Here is a 16,682-nt window from a genome sequence, read left to right on the forward strand (position 1 = left end):
CGCCTCAGTTCGCGCAGTCGGGCAGGTCCGCGCCGGAAATCGCCGCGTCGATGATCTGGAGGATGCAATCGAAGCTCGGCCCCGTCGCAGTGGGGGTGGGTGCTGGCGTTGGCGTTGGCTCCGGCGTTGGCGCGGGTGGCGGCGTTGGGGTAACGGCGTCCGTGCCCGCAGGTGTGGCGACTAATGCGAACAGCGCCGTGAACTGTGCTTCGGCGGCGGCGGTGGTGCTCGATAGCGAACTGTCTTCGAGCGCCTGCGGCAGGATCACGCCGAATCCGTCATAGATCGAATGGGCGACGCTGCCGGCGTCGGCGGGAATCTGGCGGTTGGCGATGCCGAAGGCCATCGCCGCGGCGACCGCTTCGGCGAGGATCGGCTGTAGCCGCAGGAACCCCCCGGGGACGACCACCGACGGGCGGCTCAGCATCTGCTTGTAGGCGAAGACGTTGGGTCGATTGTTCGCCCAGTCGACCTGGATAGTCACGTCGGGGAAGAAGCCACTGAACAGCTTGATGAAATATTGGGCGCGCACGAGGTTGGTCTGGTCGGTGGTGGCGCGGGTGCGGGCAGCGGCGACGAAGGCGGCTTCCTGGTCGGCGGTGAACAAAGTCACCGCGCTCCTGGGGATCGTGATCATCGGTTGGTCGAGTCCTTCGAAGCCGGCGGGTGGAGGTGCGGCGACGGGCACGGTGGCGGTCAGCCGGGGCGCGGGAGCCGAGACCGCTACCTGCTGATCGGCTGGGGCAGTCTTGGTTGCCTGACTGTCGGCGAGATGCGCGTCGAGCTGGCCGGTGGGGGCGAGCAGCTGGAGCACATAATCGCCCGCGACTGCGCCGTTCAGATCGAGCAGATGGCCGTCGAGCGAGCCATTCCAGTCGGCCGGGCCCGAGGCGTCCGTGGCGAAATGGACGAGGCTATGGAGATAATGGCCGGCCTCGACGCCGTGCAGCAGCAGCGGCTGGCCCTTGGGATCGACGAGCTGGTCGGTGCCCGGCACGAGCTGGTCGGCGCGCTTGAGCTGGCCGCTGGGCAGCATCAGCAGCTGATCGGGATGCGCGATCAGCGACTGACCGTCGCCGAAACTGGCGTGGACCATCAGCGGCGGCATCCCCTGATGCGTGGAGGCGGGCGGGGTGACGGCCGCGAAGGCGACGTTCGCGGGCTTCCAGTCGAGCGTGTCAACCGAGCCATGCGCGGTCATCACCTGGTCGCCCACTGCGAGATCGCCGACCTGGACCGAGCCACCCGGCGCGGAAACCGCAGTCAGCGCATAGCCGCCCCGGCAGCAGCAATAGCAGGGCTCGACGGTCCACGGGTTGTCGAGCCGATAGCATTGCTGTGCAGAGATGTAGCGGACCTCGCCGGTCGTCTCGTTCTTGCAGCCAAAGGTCTGGATCGGAAAATTATTGGTCCTGGGGTTACAGTCCGGAATGGGGAGGCCCTGCCAATCAAGGCAATTGCACAGCGCGTGAAAGATTGTGCGGTCCGGCATATCGTAGCAGGCCGAGGGGTCGCACGGCTTGGCGTCGGGACCCAGATTGGCGAGGCAGTCAGTCATGGCGCGCGTCTCCTGAAGCTCCGGGATGGCGCGGCGGATGCGCGCCATCCCGGCAATTGGGGCAAGGTCAGGCCTTGGTGGTGCCGCCGTCGCCGTCGCCGACGGTGAACAGGGCGGAGCTGTGCGCGGGATCGAGCTTGTCGCCGGTCGCTCCGGTCACGCCCGACACGAGCAGCGAGTAATCGCCCGGATCGAGCGTTACCGTCGCGACCACCGACGAAGTGACCCCGGCAGGTGCGTCGAGCTTGATGATCGATCCGTTGGGGGTCAGCTGATAGCTCTTCGGATTGAGCGCGCTGGCGACGTTGATCGGCTCGCTGAAGCTGATCGTCAGCGCGCCGTCGGCATAGCTCGCCGAGGCGAGCGTGAGCGGCACCGGGGGGCCGCCGGCGCATTCGGGCAGCGGATCGCCCGAGATCGCGGCATCGATCACCTGCGAGAGGCAGTTCGCCGAGATCCCGCCCTCGCCGCCGGTCTCGAGCTTGGCGAGGAGCGCGAGCAGCGTATCGAACTGGGCCTGACCCGCGACCAGCGTCTGGTTGAACGTGTTCACGCCCTGGAGCGCCTGCTGCATCACCACGCCGATGCCGTCATAGACGCTGCGGCCGACATCGCCGCTATTCGCCTCGATTCCCGCGCTGGCGATCCCGGACGCGATACCGATCGCCATGGCAGGCCCATAAAGCGGCCCGAGGCGCAGGAACTCGCCCGCGATCACCACCGTTGGCGTGCCATATTGGGTGAAGGCGTACACGTTCGGGTGGATGCTCTCCCAATCGAGATAGACGTGCACCTTGGGATAAAAGGCACTGAACAACTTGATGTAGTAACTGGTCAGCTGGACGTTTGTGACGTCGGAGAAACCGCGCTTGGGGATGGACTGATCCATCAGCAGCGCTTCCTGTCTGGATGAGAAGAGCTGGAAGGCGCCGGCGGGGATGAACGCTTCGCTCTCGGCGTGCGCGCGGAAATTGTGCGCGCGCACTTCCATGCCGGCGGCCTGGTGACTCTCGCCGACCACGAACGCCTTGACCGAGACGCCCGAATTCGCCGCCTTGTAATCGGCGTGACCGAGGTCCGGCGCTTCCGGATCGGCGAGGTTCGGCGCCATCTTGGCCATGTCCTGGTACATCTGGAGCAAATAGTCGCCGGCGACGACGCCATTGGCGTTGATCAGATGATCGTCGATCGAGCCGTCCCACTCGTCATAGCTGGGCGTCGAGGTGGCGATGTGGTGGATCGCGCCCATGTAATAGCCGCTCGCCAGCATGTTGATGTTCAACGGCGCGCTGCCATCGGCCGCGACGAGCATGTCGGTGCCCGGCACGAGCTGGTCGGCGCGCTTGAGCTTGCCGTCGGGCAGAACCATCAGCTGATCGCGTGAGACGATCAGCGACTGATTGTCGCCATAAGCGAGGTAGATCATCATGTTGCCGAGGCTGCCCGGGGCGGAGGCAGGCGTGCCGGCGCTGAAGGTCACGGTCTGCGCGGTCCAGTTCCAGCTGCCCGGCGTGCCGGCCGCGGCCAGCACTTCGTTGTTCACCAGCAGGTCGCCGATCGCCATCAGCCCGTTCGGCACCGCGATCGGGGTGTTCGCTGCGAAGCAGGTGCAGCAGCAATAGCAGGTGTCCCAAAACCAGGGCTGCCCCAACTGGCTGCAGGCCTGCGAGCTGATGTTCTGAATCTCGCCGGTCGACCCGTTCTTGCATTGCGCGGTCTGGACCGGATAATTGCTGTTCTTGGGATTGCAGTCCGGAATGGGGTTGCCCTGCCAATCGATGCACAAGCAGGTTGCGTGGAAGATCGACGTCTCCTGGAAGTTGTTGCAATGATTGGAATTGCACAGCTCATAGCCTGGGCCGAGGGTATCAACGCATGACGACATGTCTTTCCTCCTGGGTCATTGGTTAACCGGATACGCAATTGGACACGCCGTCAGCTCTGCTTCGCGGGCAGGACATCGGCACTGTATTGAATGAGGAACTCGATCCCGAGGATGGCGGCGGGATCAATGACCCCGTCCTTGAGCATCTGGGGCGGCAGCTTCGCGAGCGTGAAATCGAGCGACCAGTCGCTGAGGAAGTCGGCGCCGGCGATAGCGGTGCGCGGATCCGCGGCGATATAGACGCCGCCGGAGCCGACGGGCGCGAAGCTCAGCGCATCGCTGTCCTTGCCGATGGTCAAACTCACCAGGCTGCTATCACTGGGGATCGTCACGGCGGGCGCGACGATCAGCCGCACCGATACCTTGTCGGCCTGGGCGTTGGGGAGCCACGGGAGCATCGCGGGCGTGACGGCGAACTGGAGCGATTGGGTCGCCGCGCCCGGCGTGCCGGCGAGGAACGCCTGCCAGCTGGATGCGAACATGCTCGCCGCATCGAGATAGAGCCGGTTCTGGTAACGGACGTTGTTGGTCCGCAGCGTATCGATCACGTCGGTGCGAAACGACGGGCTGCCGTCGAAGCTGATCGAATCCTCGACCGCGGTGTAGCGGATGTCGATGATAACGTCGGTGATCGTGGTGAGGTCGACCCGGTTGTTCTCCGGCGGAATCGCGAGCTTCCAGCTCGACACCGCGCCGGTGCCTTCGAACGGCATGAACTGATCGCCGCCGAAACTGAGCTCGAACACGCCGGCGTCGTTACTGCCCCGCGATACGGCGATGGCTTGGCCCGACTTCATGGCCAGTCGCAGCCCGGCCGGCGCGCCGCTCGAACCGTTCCCGCCGGTTACGGGTTTGCCGCTCTGGTCCTGCTTGACGAGATAGTCGACGATCTCCTTGTGCGGCGTCATCACCACCGCGCAGCCCGTCTGGATCAGCGTCGCGCTGAGGTTCTGATACGGCCCGACCAGCGCCGGAATGGTGATCGACACCGAGGCGATCTGGCGCTGGTAATGGCCGGGGAAATCGAGATCGAGCATCGTCTCGGTCAGATCGAACGTCGCCGGCTGACCCATGCGCAGGTTGAGGACCTGGATGGGATCGAGATCGAGCAGCGAGATGGTCTTTTCGATCTGGAGCACGCGGGTGCGCTGATCGGTATAGGCCTTGCCGAGCTGGGCGAGCGAATAGCCGAGCGTCTCGCCGGCGAGGAGGCCGCGGTGCAGGCTGTCCCAATAAGAAAAGCTGATGAAGGTCGAGGTTGAATTGAGTTCGAACTGATAGGCAAGCTCGGCCTTGCGCGCGGCATCGAGCGCCATCGTATAGGCCTGGAAATAGAGCGCGGAGACGCGCGCGATCATCCACTGATAGAGCTGCTCGCTGGTGAATTTGGAGCCGAGGAAGCTCGAGATCGCCTGCGATTGCGCGATCGAGCGCTTGTTGACCGCAAGATCGAGCTGCGCGGCGGCGAGCTGCGCCTGGGCGGCGGTGATCTGGCTGTTCAGCGAGGTCACGTCGTCGAGCGCGAGCTGCGCCTGGAACTGCCAATCCTCGTCGCGGCGCTCCATCTCGCCGCGGGTCGTGGTCAGCGCCGCGGAGAGGTTGAGCACATTGCTGGTGCCGTCGGTGATCTGCGCGCCATTGTTGATCGCGTCGCCCCATTGCATCCCGCCATCGGCGAGACCGAAGATCGAGGGAGACAGATAGCCCGCGATGGCAATGCCGTGGATCGGCACGGAGAGCGAAGCGAACAGGATCGATTCGGCCTGGAGCACGCGCGTGGTGATTTCGGCGGAGTTGAGACCGTCATCGTGCAGCGCGGTGTAATGGTCGGCGGTATATTGCGCCTTGTCGCGGCTCGAGGTGAGGTTGGCGATCGTCGCGGTGACTTCGTCTATCGCCTTTTGCTTGAGGTCGCTGGTCATCGTCAGGATCTGGGTTTCCTGGATCTGACGGAGCGTATCGAGCGCGCAGGCGTCGTTCTTCTCGAGCGCGGCGAGCAGCGAGGCACCGAAATTGGTGACCAAAGCAGCGAGGTCGCGCGCCTGGGCGAGCAGCGGCACGAAGCGATAGTCGGAGATGTTGGCGGACCCCGCGGCCTGCTGGATCGACAGGGCTCCGCCGCCGCTCGCCGCCGCGCGAACCAGCGCCATCGGATCGATGGGCGGATCCCATAGCGCGAGCGTCTGCGGCACGCCGTTGATGTTGAGGCCGTTGCGGATCTTGGTCAGCCGGTCCGCGACCGTGTCCCAATAGCCGAGCAACTGGGTGTTCTCGGGAACGCAGAAATAGGCGTCGATCGCATTGAACGGCTGGCCGTCCATCGCATAGACCGAGCCGCCGGGCGCCGGCAGCTGGTTTTCGAGGCCGATCAGAAATTCGGGGACACCGCCCGGGTTGAGCGTCTTGAGATCGTTGTAGCTCTTGGGATCCTGCGCCTGGCATGGTCCGAGATCCTCGGGCCGGGGGCCGAGCAGATCGTTCGCATACGTGTAGAGCAAAGTCGCCGCGGTGATCGATTCCCAAGTGAATTCGGCGAAGCGCATGTCGCCCCAGGCGATCAGCACATCGACATATTTCATCAGGATCGTCTTCTCGTACGCGCCGATGCGCAGCCGCGCGATCGCGTGCGGATCGAACGGGTCCGAATGATAGGTCGCGATTTGCGCCGGGTCGGTGAGATCCGCCACCAGCGATTCGAGCGTGTGGTTGCGGAACGGCCGGAACTGCCAGAAATGCGCGGCCGGGATAGCAAGCTGGAAATTGTCCAGCACATTGGCGACTTCGCGCATCATCAGCGCGTTGAGCTTGGGGTCGGCGACCGAGGGGAAGAGCTGGGGCAGCGAATCGATGCCGGTATAGGTTGTGGTCACCCGCGCCGAGCCGGGCGTCATTTCCGACAGGAAGCTGCCGGTGACCAGCGTCGCATAGACCGTGGCGGGATCGCCGCTGATCGTGATGTCGTCGGTGGCGAAGGAATCGGCGGTGACGAAGGTCTCGGCCACCGTCGGATCGAGGATATATTCGAGCCAATGCTTCGCGTCGCTGAATTGCTGGTTCGCCGCCAGCGCGCCCGAGACGAGCATCGGCGTGTGGAAGAACAGCTCCCAATAATAGAGCCCATAGGGCCCGTCGAAATCGATCTGCGCGGCATCGAACTGCTTCACCGGGCCGAGCATCGGCGCGGCGGCCGGCTGGAAGCGCGAGAAGGGCGCGCGGGGGGTGACCGGCGTGTTCTGCGCGTCGAGCGTGAGCAGCGCGTCGATTCCGCCCGAGCGCAGCGCATTGCTCACCTCGTGCGCGCTCGTCCGCGCGCTGAGCCGCTCGACGTTGAAGCGCATCTCGTTGACGTCGGTGCGGTAGGCCATGTCGTAGAAGCGCTCGAGCACGGTGCGCACCGAACTGATCATCAGCGCGCGCTCCGCATCGGTCGCGCTCGGGAACAGGTAGCTGAGGTCGGTCGTCGGACCGAAGCCCAGCGCGATCATGCCCTGAGCATCGAGCACGTCGTGCTGCACCAGCGCATTGAACGCCGCAGTCGAATCCGCCGCGGTGATCGGTGCCGGGCCGTCGGTCACGAAGGCGTTCTGCGGCACCGTCTTGGGCAGGCGCAGCAGCACCGCGCGGACTTCGGCTTCGAGGCCTGGATTGGACGTCCCCCCGAACAGGAAGGAGAGGTCGGTGGTCTGGCTGAACTCGCCGATCAGATAACCGTTCGCGTCGATGACGTTGTTGCCCGTGAGATCGGTGTAGACCGACTGGGAGCCCGCCGCGTTGAGGTCGGCGGTGATGAACGAGGTGGGCGTCACGAAACGTGGGAGATCGAGCCCCTCGTAGCTCAGCATGGTCAGTGTCGGCAGCCCGAGCAGGATGCGGCGGACCTGGTTGATCAGCGCCGATTGTTGCGCGGGCGGCGCGCCGGCAAACAGGAACGACAGGTCGTACTGCGCCGAGAAATGCGGGTCGAGCTGGCCATATTGCGGGCTGGTGTTGTTGGGCACGACCTGGGTGACGACGTTCTGACCGGCCAGATCCTGGAAGATCTTGACGTAGTTGACCGCGTCGACCGGCTTGAAGAACTCGGGATAGACGTAGGGAGAGGAGAGCGGGACGCTCACCGCCGTCGCTTCGGTGAGCTCGGCATAGCTCGTGTCCGCGGGCGTCATCAGGAAGGTCTCGTCGCCGGTGGCGAACAGGAAGCTGCCCGGCTGATTCTTCATCGTCATCGTGCGCGAAGTGGTGACCGGCGCGGCGGCATAGAGCGTCGGGTCGCCTGTTGCCTTGAGAAGTACCGTGCGCACCTGGGGGATGAGCGGATCGGTGTCAGGGCTGGAAGTGCCGCCGAACAGGAACGACAGATCCGGATTAGCGCCGAACGCAGGCGCGACCCAGCCGCTGCCGCTGCTGACATTGACGACCACATTGTTGCCGACGAGGTCGTTGAAGATCGATTGCGCCGCGGTGGCGTTGATCGTCGGCGACTGAAGGCTTGCAGCGGTCACCGGCATGGGCGCGCGCGCCGTACCGACGGGCGGGGTATAGTCGCCCATGAAATTGTCGACATAGGCGCAGTCCGAGCTGGTCAGCATCACCGAGCCGAAGAGCTTCTCGAGCTCGGGGCGGAACAATGGCGGCGCATTCTCGCGCACGTCGCGCTCGAAGATCAGCCGCTCATTGGGTTTGCGGATGAAGCTGCGGTTGAGCTCGCGGTCGAGCACGATCGCCCCGACGACGGGCATATAGGCGTCGGGACGCGCGTTCAGCAGCTCGTTGTAGCTGTTGGTGAGATCGAAGATCTGCTGGGCGAATTCGATGTCGCTCGCGCTGCGATTGGTCTGCGGGGCGGGTACCGCGGGGGGCGTGCGCGGGGTCGTGCCCTTGCCGAGCAGCGGGCCGTAATGGAGGATCAGCCGCTGCTGCGCGGTATCCTCATGCGCCACCCCGTCGGGCTTGTAGAGGATCAGGCCGACCTTGTTCCAGAACAGCGAGTCCATCTGGAACAGATCGGGGCGATCCTGCCACGGCCCCATCGCCCCCTGCTGATCGGCGGCGTTGGGCATGTAATAGACCACCTCGTCCTCGACGATCGCCTGGGGCTGGATCCAGCGGCCGGTGGAATCGGGATAGGTGCATTTGATCGTCGCCTTGTAGGTGACCCCCTGCGGAGTCGAGGCGGTCGCCTCGGCGGCGGAATCCTTGGTGCGCTTGAGCTCGACCCAGAAGATGTAGAGCCGGTTGAACGCATAGACCGGCGTGATCACCGCGGAGGGGATGGTGACGTCGATCGACGTCCACGACGACCAGACATTGGTGTCGTAGCTGATCATTGAGAAAGTGTACGGATCGGTCGAGGTCCGCGCGAAGTAGAAGCGGGTGTCGACCGGCCCGCGCTCCGGATCGTTGACCGTGCAGTGATAAGCGTCGACATATTCGAGCCCGGCGAGCGCGACCAGTCCGTCGACATATTGGCGATAGGCCGATTCGACTGTGCCGGTGGTCACCGAATCCTGGAGCAGCGTGTTCTCCAGATTCTGGAACAGCGGCGTCGCCGACTGGCGCAGCGTGGGATCGATGTAATTCTCGGGGTAGAGGAAGACCTCGCGATTGGCCTCCCACACCCGATATTCCATGAGCCATTCCCACCAGATCTCGGGAATCTCGAGCTGCTGGATCGGCTCGAGCCGCAGCCGGCAGCGCTGGAGATAGAGCTGCGCCGCGTTGAGCGCCTCGCGGATGTAGGAGATCTGGAGGATGCCGCTGACCTCGACATCGATCAGCAGATATTCGGAAAGGCCACGCAACGTGGTGACGTCAGGCGTCTTCCACACGACATAGGGCGCGAGCGCGGCGCGACTGCGCTCGGCGATCGCGCCGTCGAGCTTGAGCGCGATCGCGGGCCATTGATCGGCGCCAATCCGCGCCTTGACCGTGGAGAGCGTGAGGTCGGCAAGCGCGGTGACGTCGGCCCAGGCGGTGTTCGGGTCGGCGAGCGTGCTGATGAGCCGGCCCGGCAGCGTCGGCGCGGATCCGACGCGCGCAAGCATGTTGATCTGCGCGGCGATAGCGGTGACGACGGTGACCCGGTTCACTTCGCTCGCGAAGGTCGGGAGCAGCGCGTCGAGCTGGGCCGCATCCCAGCCGGTCGCGGCATTGAGCATCTTCGCGAGGTCCGGATCGCCCGGCGCTGCGATCACGAACGTCGCGAGCCGGCCGGACTGGTCGTTATAGGTGCCCACCAGCCGCTGGAACGCCGACAGCGAAGTGATCGTCTCCAGGGAGGCGAGCTGGCTCTCCGGCAGGCCGAATGCTGCTGGATCGCCCGCCAGCGTGGTCAGCAGCGACGCCGGCAGCGACAATTGCGTGGCGAGCACCAGCCACCGCGAGACCGCGGCGACATAGCCGGTGACATAAGCGAGGTAGCGCGGCGGATCGCCGGCGGTGGTGAAGGCATCCTCCCACTGGGTTGGTCCGCCGCTTTGTCCGACAGGCGCCGCCGCCAGGGCCAGCGGGTGGATCGCGATCAGGAGCCCGATGTCCGCTCCGAACAGCGTCGCGAGCTGGCCGAACACGATTTTGTCGATCGCGTCATTGCCGGTGACGCCGGCGGTTGCGGCGATCGTCAGTTCGAGCCAGTCCTTGAGCCCTGCGGCCGGGTACATCGGATTGACTGCGGGCGAAGGGCCGCCGCCGAGCACATAATCGACCTGATCGATCGAGAGACCGCTTCCCGGAAGCCAGGCAATCAGCCCCAGCAGCATCTCGACCTGATCGAGCGTCAGCACTGCGGCGAGCTTGCCCGCGGTGACGAGCCCGGCGCGGTCGGTGAGGGTCAGATAGCCGTCCAGCGTCAGCCCCGAGGCCCCGAGCAGCACGGCATGGCGATTGAGCGCGGAAAGATTCTCGAGCGTGAGCGACACGCTCGCGCTTTCGCCGAACAGCGCGGTCGCCAGTCCCGCCAGGATCGTCTGCGACACGCCGCTGCCCGCCGCGACGAAGCCGGCGCGCGCCTGGCTGATCGAGTCAGTGGCGCCGATCGTCCAGTCGAGGGGCGCCGTCTTGTAGAGCGGGTTGAGCGGGGTGATCGGATGATAAGGCGCGATGCCGGCGGCGGCACCAGGGCCATTGAACATCGCGTCGAACGGCGCGGTCGAGACGGTATCGTCGCCGGCACCATAGGGCTTGATCGGGCCAATCAGGGTGAGGAAGGTGGGAAGCGCGATGCCGAAGGTGGCAGCGTCGCGGACCACCCGCCCCAGCGCGGCGAGCGTCGTCGCCCTCAGATCGGCGGCCGGAAGCTCGCCCGAAATGATCTGGGCGGGGGTGGCGCCGACCACGCGCAACGCCCAATCCAGATCGCCGGGCTGCCAGCCGAGCCTGGTCGCCACGCGCAGGAAGCGGCCGAGCCGATCGAGCGCGTCGTTGGGGTTGACCGAAAGATTGGCGATGCTCGGCGGCGTATTGCCGTCGCCGGGGGCGTAGCTGAGCCATTTACCGCCGAGGCCGGCGTTGATGAAGAAGCTTGCCGCGACTCCGTTGGCGATTTCGTCGTTGCTCAGCCCCTGCGCGAGCAACGTCATCAGCCCGGCGACGTCGATCCCCGCCGCTGCCTCGAACGTGGCCGCGTCCGACAGGCCGGGCAGGTCGGCGGTGGCGACACCCCAGGAATTGGCGAGATCGTCGAGCACGGCGCCGAGCGGGGTGCCCGCGAACGCCCATTGCTGCGGCGACATGCCGAACTGCGCACGGGCGATATCGGGATCGCCGGCGTCGAACACTGCGTAAAGATCGGCGAGGGCGACCCCCACCTGCGACAGCGTCAGTGCGATCCGATCGGTCTGCAGATTGTAGGGGAGGTTGAAGGGATAATTGATGCCGGCCAGCGACTGATAGACGTCGGTGCCGGCGGGCGGGTTCAGGTGCGTGGTCGCCTGCGCTTCGAGCCGTTCGTTGACGACGCGCAGCATCGGGAAGCTGTTATTGGTCATCGCGCAGGTCAGCGGGATGTCTGCGATATCGCCGCGGCGGGCATCGAAGGTATAGGCTGCAGGCGTCGGCGTGGGGCCGGTCGCGTTGGGGGCGGTCACATAGGTGTCGATCACGCGCAGCAGATCGACCAGATAGGCCGCCGCGCCGAAGATCGACCGGCATTCGTCGCAGCTGCAATAATCGAGCGTGCCGAACAAAGCTTCATAGTCGGGGAGCTTCTGGACCTCCGCCTTGAGCTCTTCGGAAACGTTGGAGACGCGCAGGTTCGAATAATGCGGCGAGGCGATCGCAGTCTGCACATTGGCCCAGGCGTGCATCACGCTGGTGCGGATCTGGGTTGAGCGGGCGTAGATTCGCTGCGCCAGTTCGCGACTGCCGAGCGACGGCGCGACAGTGTCGACGAACACGCTGGGCGCGGTGCCGGCGATCTGCATCGCCGAAGTGAAATTGTGGCTCTGCAGCACGGCTGCGACGCCGGCGTCCGGATGAATTTTGAGCAGTCGTTCGGTTTGCGCCGCCTGCGTCATCGCTATCCCCTTCCCCAAGGGACGCCGCGTGCGATCAAACGCACCTTGCGGCGACCCAATCCTCAATGCCGCAGTTGCGCTGACTTTATGTGCAGCACAGCATAAGCTAACGATTTAGGTGCGACTCGGTGACATTCGGCAGATTATTTCTGCGATTGGTTCGATACTCTAGTGAGCGAGGACTTGCAGTGTGGCGTACATTGCCGCGGAACTTCAGGCAATAGCCTTTAGTCGCGAACGCGTGGAAAGTAATGTCCATTACTGATCTATTGTTTTCGGCCGTGCACCTTGCGGCCGCCGATTGACGGCCACCCACTTGGGGCACCTGGAAGCGGAAGCCTGGCGTCCACCCTGTGAGCGAATGCGGGCTCGTGATGTCATCGCGCCGTAGCGAACCGCACCTAGCCGCAGCCGATCCAGATAAGGGGTTAGGAAAAATGCACGTCTCGGGGAAAAGAGCTTACGCACTGTCACTGCTGGCATCCGCTTGTGCGCTGGCGTGCGCGCTACCCGGTATCGCAGCTGCGCAGGAGGCAGCGCGGCCGACCGCATCTGCAGCTGAGCCAGAGGCCGTCGAATCGGCTGACGACATCGTCGTCACCGGCACCGCACGTGCCCAGCGCCGCTTCGACGTCTCCTATGCGATCAATTCGTTGAGCCAGGAAGAAGTTCAGAGGATCGCGCCGAAGAACTTCGCCGACCTGCTCGGCACCGTTCCCGGGATTCAGGTCGAGGCGACTGGCGGCGAGGTCCAGAACATCACGCGTGTCCGCGGCATCCCCACCGATCGCGGCTATCTGATCTTCCAGCAAGATGGCCTGCCGCTCTATCACGAGATCGACGGGGTGTTCTTCAACTCGGGCGAAGGCATGAACCGCTACGATCTGATGACCGAGCGGGTCGAGATCGTCCGCGGCGGTCCGGCGCCGATCTATGCGAGCAGCGCCGCCGCGATCGCCAACAACATCACCGTGACCGGCAGTGCCGAAGCGCGCGGCAAGGCGCAGATCACGCTCGGCGACACCGGCCTGTACCGCCTCGATCTGATGCAGTCCGGCCCGATCGATGACCGGACCTATTTCGCCGTGGGCGGCTTCCTGCGTCAGCACGACGGCTATCGCGACAGCGGCTTCCCCAGCGACAAGGGCGGGCAGATTCGCGCCAATCTGAAGCACGATTTCGACAACGGCTTCGTCAAGCTCTCGGCGATGTACGTCAACGATCACAATCTGTTCTATCTGCCGATCCCGGTGGCCGATCCGCGCAACCCGGCGGTCTCGCTCGATCCCTATATCGACTATCACACCGGCACTCTGAACTCGCCGGCGCTGCGCGACGTCAACATCCGCTATCGCGACGGTGCGGGCGCGGTGCAGACGCTGAATCGGGATCTCGCGGACGGCCGTCACATGCAGTTCTTCAACGCCGGGGTCGACTGGGAAGGCGATTTCAGCGGCTGGCTGGTCTCGGGCAAATTCGGGTTCACCAAGGGCAAGAGCAGCTTCGATGCCTTTTATTCGACCACCAATCCGGCCGACGCGAACACCTTCACGGCGGGGAACCTGGCGGCCGCGCGGACTGCGTTCGGCGCGGGCGTGGCGCGGCTCGGCTATGCGATCGCCGGCACCAACGGGGCGACCGCTTATGATCCGGCCGCAGCCTCGGGCCTGATCATGTCGGGCCAGTATCGCGCAGTGAACGCGGACTTCTATTCCGGTCAGGCCGATCTGAGTGTGACGCGGAAATTCGAGACGGGGCTCGGCACGCACGATATCCGCGCCGGCGCCTACGGATCGCTCTACGGCGTCAAGAGCCTGCAGGTCTATCAGGACATGTTGATCGAAGTGCAGAGCAAGCCGCGCACGATCGATCTCGTCGCTTATTCGGCCACCGGCGCGGTGCTCGGCTCGGTCACCCAGAACGGCGTGCTGCGTTACACCACCACGCTCAACCAGGGCGAAGGCGACGCCAGGATGGTCGCGGTCTATGCCAACGACACGTGGGACATCACCTCCGGGCTGCGTCTCGACGCCGGCATCCGCAAGGAATGGTACGCCTATAAGGGCTATGCGCTGCTTTCGACGCCTGCCGATCTCGGCGACGCGACGACGCTTGCCGACAACACCACCCGTGCCTTCACCGGTGCGGCGGTGATGCGCGAGCTTGAGCCTTCGGCGACCAACTGGACAGTGGGGCTCAACTACGACTTTACCGGCAATCTTGGCGCCTATGGCCGCGTGTCCAACCTCGAAGTGCCGCCGCAGCTTGGCGTAACGACGAGCACCGCGCCGACCATCCTCAAGACCAAAGCGCGGCAATATGAGGCCGGGGTCAAGGCGAGCTTCGGACCCGCTTATCTCTACGTCACCGCTTTCTACACCAAATTCGATCCGTTCAACGCCTCGTTCGTCGCGTTCAACCCGGTGACCGGGCGCAACGACCAGTCGGTGCCGTTCGTCGGCGAGGCAGTGGTCAAGGGCGTCGAGATCGACGGCCGGATCAAGCTGGTGCGCTGGTTCGAGCTGACCGGTTCGATCACGGTGGCCGATCCCCAATATCGCAACCTCGAGAATAATTCGGGCGCGGACCCGAGCGCGGTCAACGGCAACCAGATCATCCGCGAGCCGAAGTTCTTCGGCAATCTGCGCCCCGCGGTGCACTTTCCCGTCGGCGAGGGCGAGCTCGAGATCGCCGGCCGCTACGAATGGGTCGGCCGCCGCTATGTCGACCTGTTCAACCTCACCTCGCTGCCGGCATATCAGACGTTCGGCGCGAGCGCCTCGGTGACGTACGGTCCGTGGCGCTTGCAGGTCGTCGGTGACAATCTGACCAATGCGAAGGGGCTCACCGAGGGCAACCCGCGCACCGACCAGCTCGCCGGGCAGGGCGCCACCGACGCGATCTACGGCCGCCCGCTGTTCGGCCGCAACTTCCGCCTGATCCTGAGCCGGAGCTGGTAGGATGCGCCCTGCCTCCACCGCAGCCTTTGGTGTCGGCCTGGCCCTTGCCGTGTCGGCGCTTCCGGCGGTGGCATGGGCGCAGGACCCCAAAGGCTATGCCGCGCCGTTCGCCGACGCGACGGAGACCCGGGTCTTTCCCCTCTTCGCGATGATGCGGACGGCGGATGGCTGGGCGGCAGCGCTGCGCGGTGACGCGGCGCTGCGCAAGCTCGCCGCGACGCGCGCGGCGCGCGTGCCCGCAGATGGATGCACACCGTCGCCGCAATGCCTTGCCGAAGCATGGACGTGGACCGACGCCGACATCGCGACGGTGGAGGCACGGCTGCGCCTGCTGGTGGGCGACCGACGCCTCGCCGGCGCGCTGGTCCGCGGGCAGATGCGGCCCTCGGGGCGATTCGCCCGCCACGCGGCGCTCGCCGACGCGCACCTCGTGGCCACGGCGTGGGGCGAGGCCGCCGCGGCGGTCAACCGGGTGATCGCGGTCTACGCCAAGGGTGTCGCGCCGCGTTACCCCACGATCGATTCGATCATCTTCGACGCCGCCCGGCCCGAATTCGTCGATGTGCTGACCGCGCACGGCGTCGCCACGGCCACGCGGGTCCACGAAGGTGATCTCTTCTTCGCTCCGTCGCTGCGCTACGCCGTCGGGCTGCTTCAGATGAACGAGCGCACCGAGGCAGGCAGCTATCGCCCGCTGTTGGGCGGCGAGAACGCCGCGTCGCTGCGCGCCATCGCCGCAATGGACTGGCAGGCACGGCCCTACACCGCTTTGCTCGTTTTCGGACACGGGCCAGAGGATGCCCAGTCCCGCACCGGGGTGATGGGGCACATCCGCATGCGGATCGCCGCCGACATGTTCGCGCGCGGGCTGGCGCCGTTCATCATCGTCTCGGGCGGCAACGTCCACCCCAACCGCACGCCGTTCAACGAGGCGATTGAAATGAAACGGTTGCTGGTCACCGAACATGGCATTCCGGCCGATCGCATCCTGATTGAGCCGCACGCCCGCCATACCACGACCAACTTGCGCAACTGCGCGCGGCTGCTGCTCGCCGCCGGCTTCCCGGTCGATCGGCCGGCTCTGATCGTCTCGGACCATCGGACGATCCAGTATATCGGCGGCGGCGAACTGGCCCAGCGCAACTTGCGCGAGATGGGCGTTCAGCCGGGGCGTCTGGCGCCGGGGCCGGATCGATTCAGCTTGAGCTTCACGCCCGCGCCGATTGCATTTCACATCGAAGCTGCCGATCCGCTCGATCCATGAGAAGGATCCGCTTTTCACTATTGGTCGTTGCATCCGGGTTCTCGGCATCGTTCGCAAGCTACGCGACGACTTGGGCGAGACGCCGGGCAAGGCGAACAACTGGCTCAACGTCCTGCGTTTAATGCTGGACTTTGCCTGTGAGCGCAGGTGAATCCATGAAAACGCTGCGGCTCGAGTTCCTCCGCTGCCGATCGGAGAGCATGAGCCTTGGCCCCACGTCCTCGAAGACGCGCTCCAACACCCAGAATCGGTCATTCACCAGCAGGATGGCTGGAACCGGAAGCCGCCATTGATTTCGTTTCCCGCACCCGGCCTGTGCGGTAGTTGGCGTGCTTAGGGTAGGATTGGTAGGAACCCGATTTTGGCGGTGTTGTCTCACGGCGACCCACGCTTCGCGTGACCGCGCTCTACGCCGCGAATCGCGGCCCCGAGTCGCTACGCGTCTCGGCCCATTCGGGTTACGATCGCATGACGCGAGCCCGGGGGTGCCGGGCAGCAGAACGCG

At 65.2% G+C, this 16,682-nt stretch carries 5 protein-coding genes; 2 read left to right on the forward strand and 3 right to left on the reverse strand.

Translation table 11 applies throughout. From position 1 onward, the window contains the following. Window positions 1-4: 4 nt before the first annotated feature. The 3 genes from CVN68_RS23565 to CVN68_RS02110 all read right to left on the reverse strand — a co-directional run bounded on the left by CVN68_RS23565 (window position 5) and on the right by CVN68_RS02110 (window position 11,953). Window positions 5-1,558, reverse strand: coding sequence for a hypothetical protein (locus CVN68_RS23565; protein ID WP_199560182.1), 1,554 nt, complete (start codon window positions 1,556-1,558; stop codon window positions 5-7). A 67-nt stretch (window positions 1,559-1,625) separates the two neighbouring features. Next, complete coding sequence (locus CVN68_RS02105) at window positions 1,626-3,443, reverse strand: hypothetical protein (protein ID WP_100280739.1); 1,818 nt, start codon at window positions 3,441-3,443, stop codon at window positions 1,626-1,628. 50 nt (window positions 3,444-3,493) lie between these two features. Further along, the gene (locus CVN68_RS02110) at window positions 3,494-11,953 is read right to left on the reverse strand and encodes a Tc toxin subunit A-related protein (protein ID WP_100280740.1); all 8,460 of its coding nucleotides are present in this window, start codon (window positions 11,951-11,953) and stop codon (window positions 3,494-3,496) included. Window positions 11,954-12,390: 437 nt separating this feature from the next. Between CVN68_RS02110 and CVN68_RS02115 the strand changes: the two genes are divergently transcribed. After that, complete coding sequence (locus tag CVN68_RS02115; protein ID WP_100280741.1) at window positions 12,391-14,913, forward strand: TonB-dependent receptor; 2,523 nt, start codon at window positions 12,391-12,393, stop codon at window positions 14,911-14,913. Window position 14,914: 1 nt separating this feature from the next. Further along, entirely contained in the window at window positions 14,915-16,177 is a 1,263-nt protein-coding gene (locus CVN68_RS02120; RefSeq protein ID WP_100280742.1) for a YdcF family protein, read from the forward strand. Window positions 16,178-16,682 lie beyond the last annotated feature (505 nt).

Source organism: Sphingomonas psychrotolerans (assembly GCF_002796605.1).
In the GTDB taxonomy this organism is placed as follows: domain Bacteria; phylum Pseudomonadota; class Alphaproteobacteria; order Sphingomonadales; family Sphingomonadaceae; genus Sphingomonas; species Sphingomonas psychrotolerans.

What these genes read in the sequence shown, in the direction of transcription:
- CVN68_RS02105 (WP_100280739.1), bottom strand. Translation starts at nt 3,443, where the DNA reads ATGTCGTCATGCGTTGATACCCTCGGCCCAGGCTATGAGCTGTGCAAT.
- CVN68_RS23565 (WP_199560182.1), bottom strand. Translation starts at nt 1,558, where the DNA reads ATGACTGACTGCCTCGCCAATCTGGGTCCCGACGCCAAGCCGTGCGAC.
- CVN68_RS02120 (WP_100280742.1), top strand. Translation starts at nt 14,915, where the DNA reads ATGCGCCCTGCCTCCACCGCAGCCTTTGGTGTCGGCCTGGCCCTTGCC.
- CVN68_RS02110 (WP_100280740.1), bottom strand. Translation starts at nt 11,953, where the DNA reads ATGACGCAGGCGGCGCAAACCGAACGACTGCTCAAAATTCATCCGGAC.
- CVN68_RS02115 (WP_100280741.1), top strand. Translation starts at nt 12,391, where the DNA reads ATGCACGTCTCGGGGAAAAGAGCTTACGCACTGTCACTGCTGGCATCC.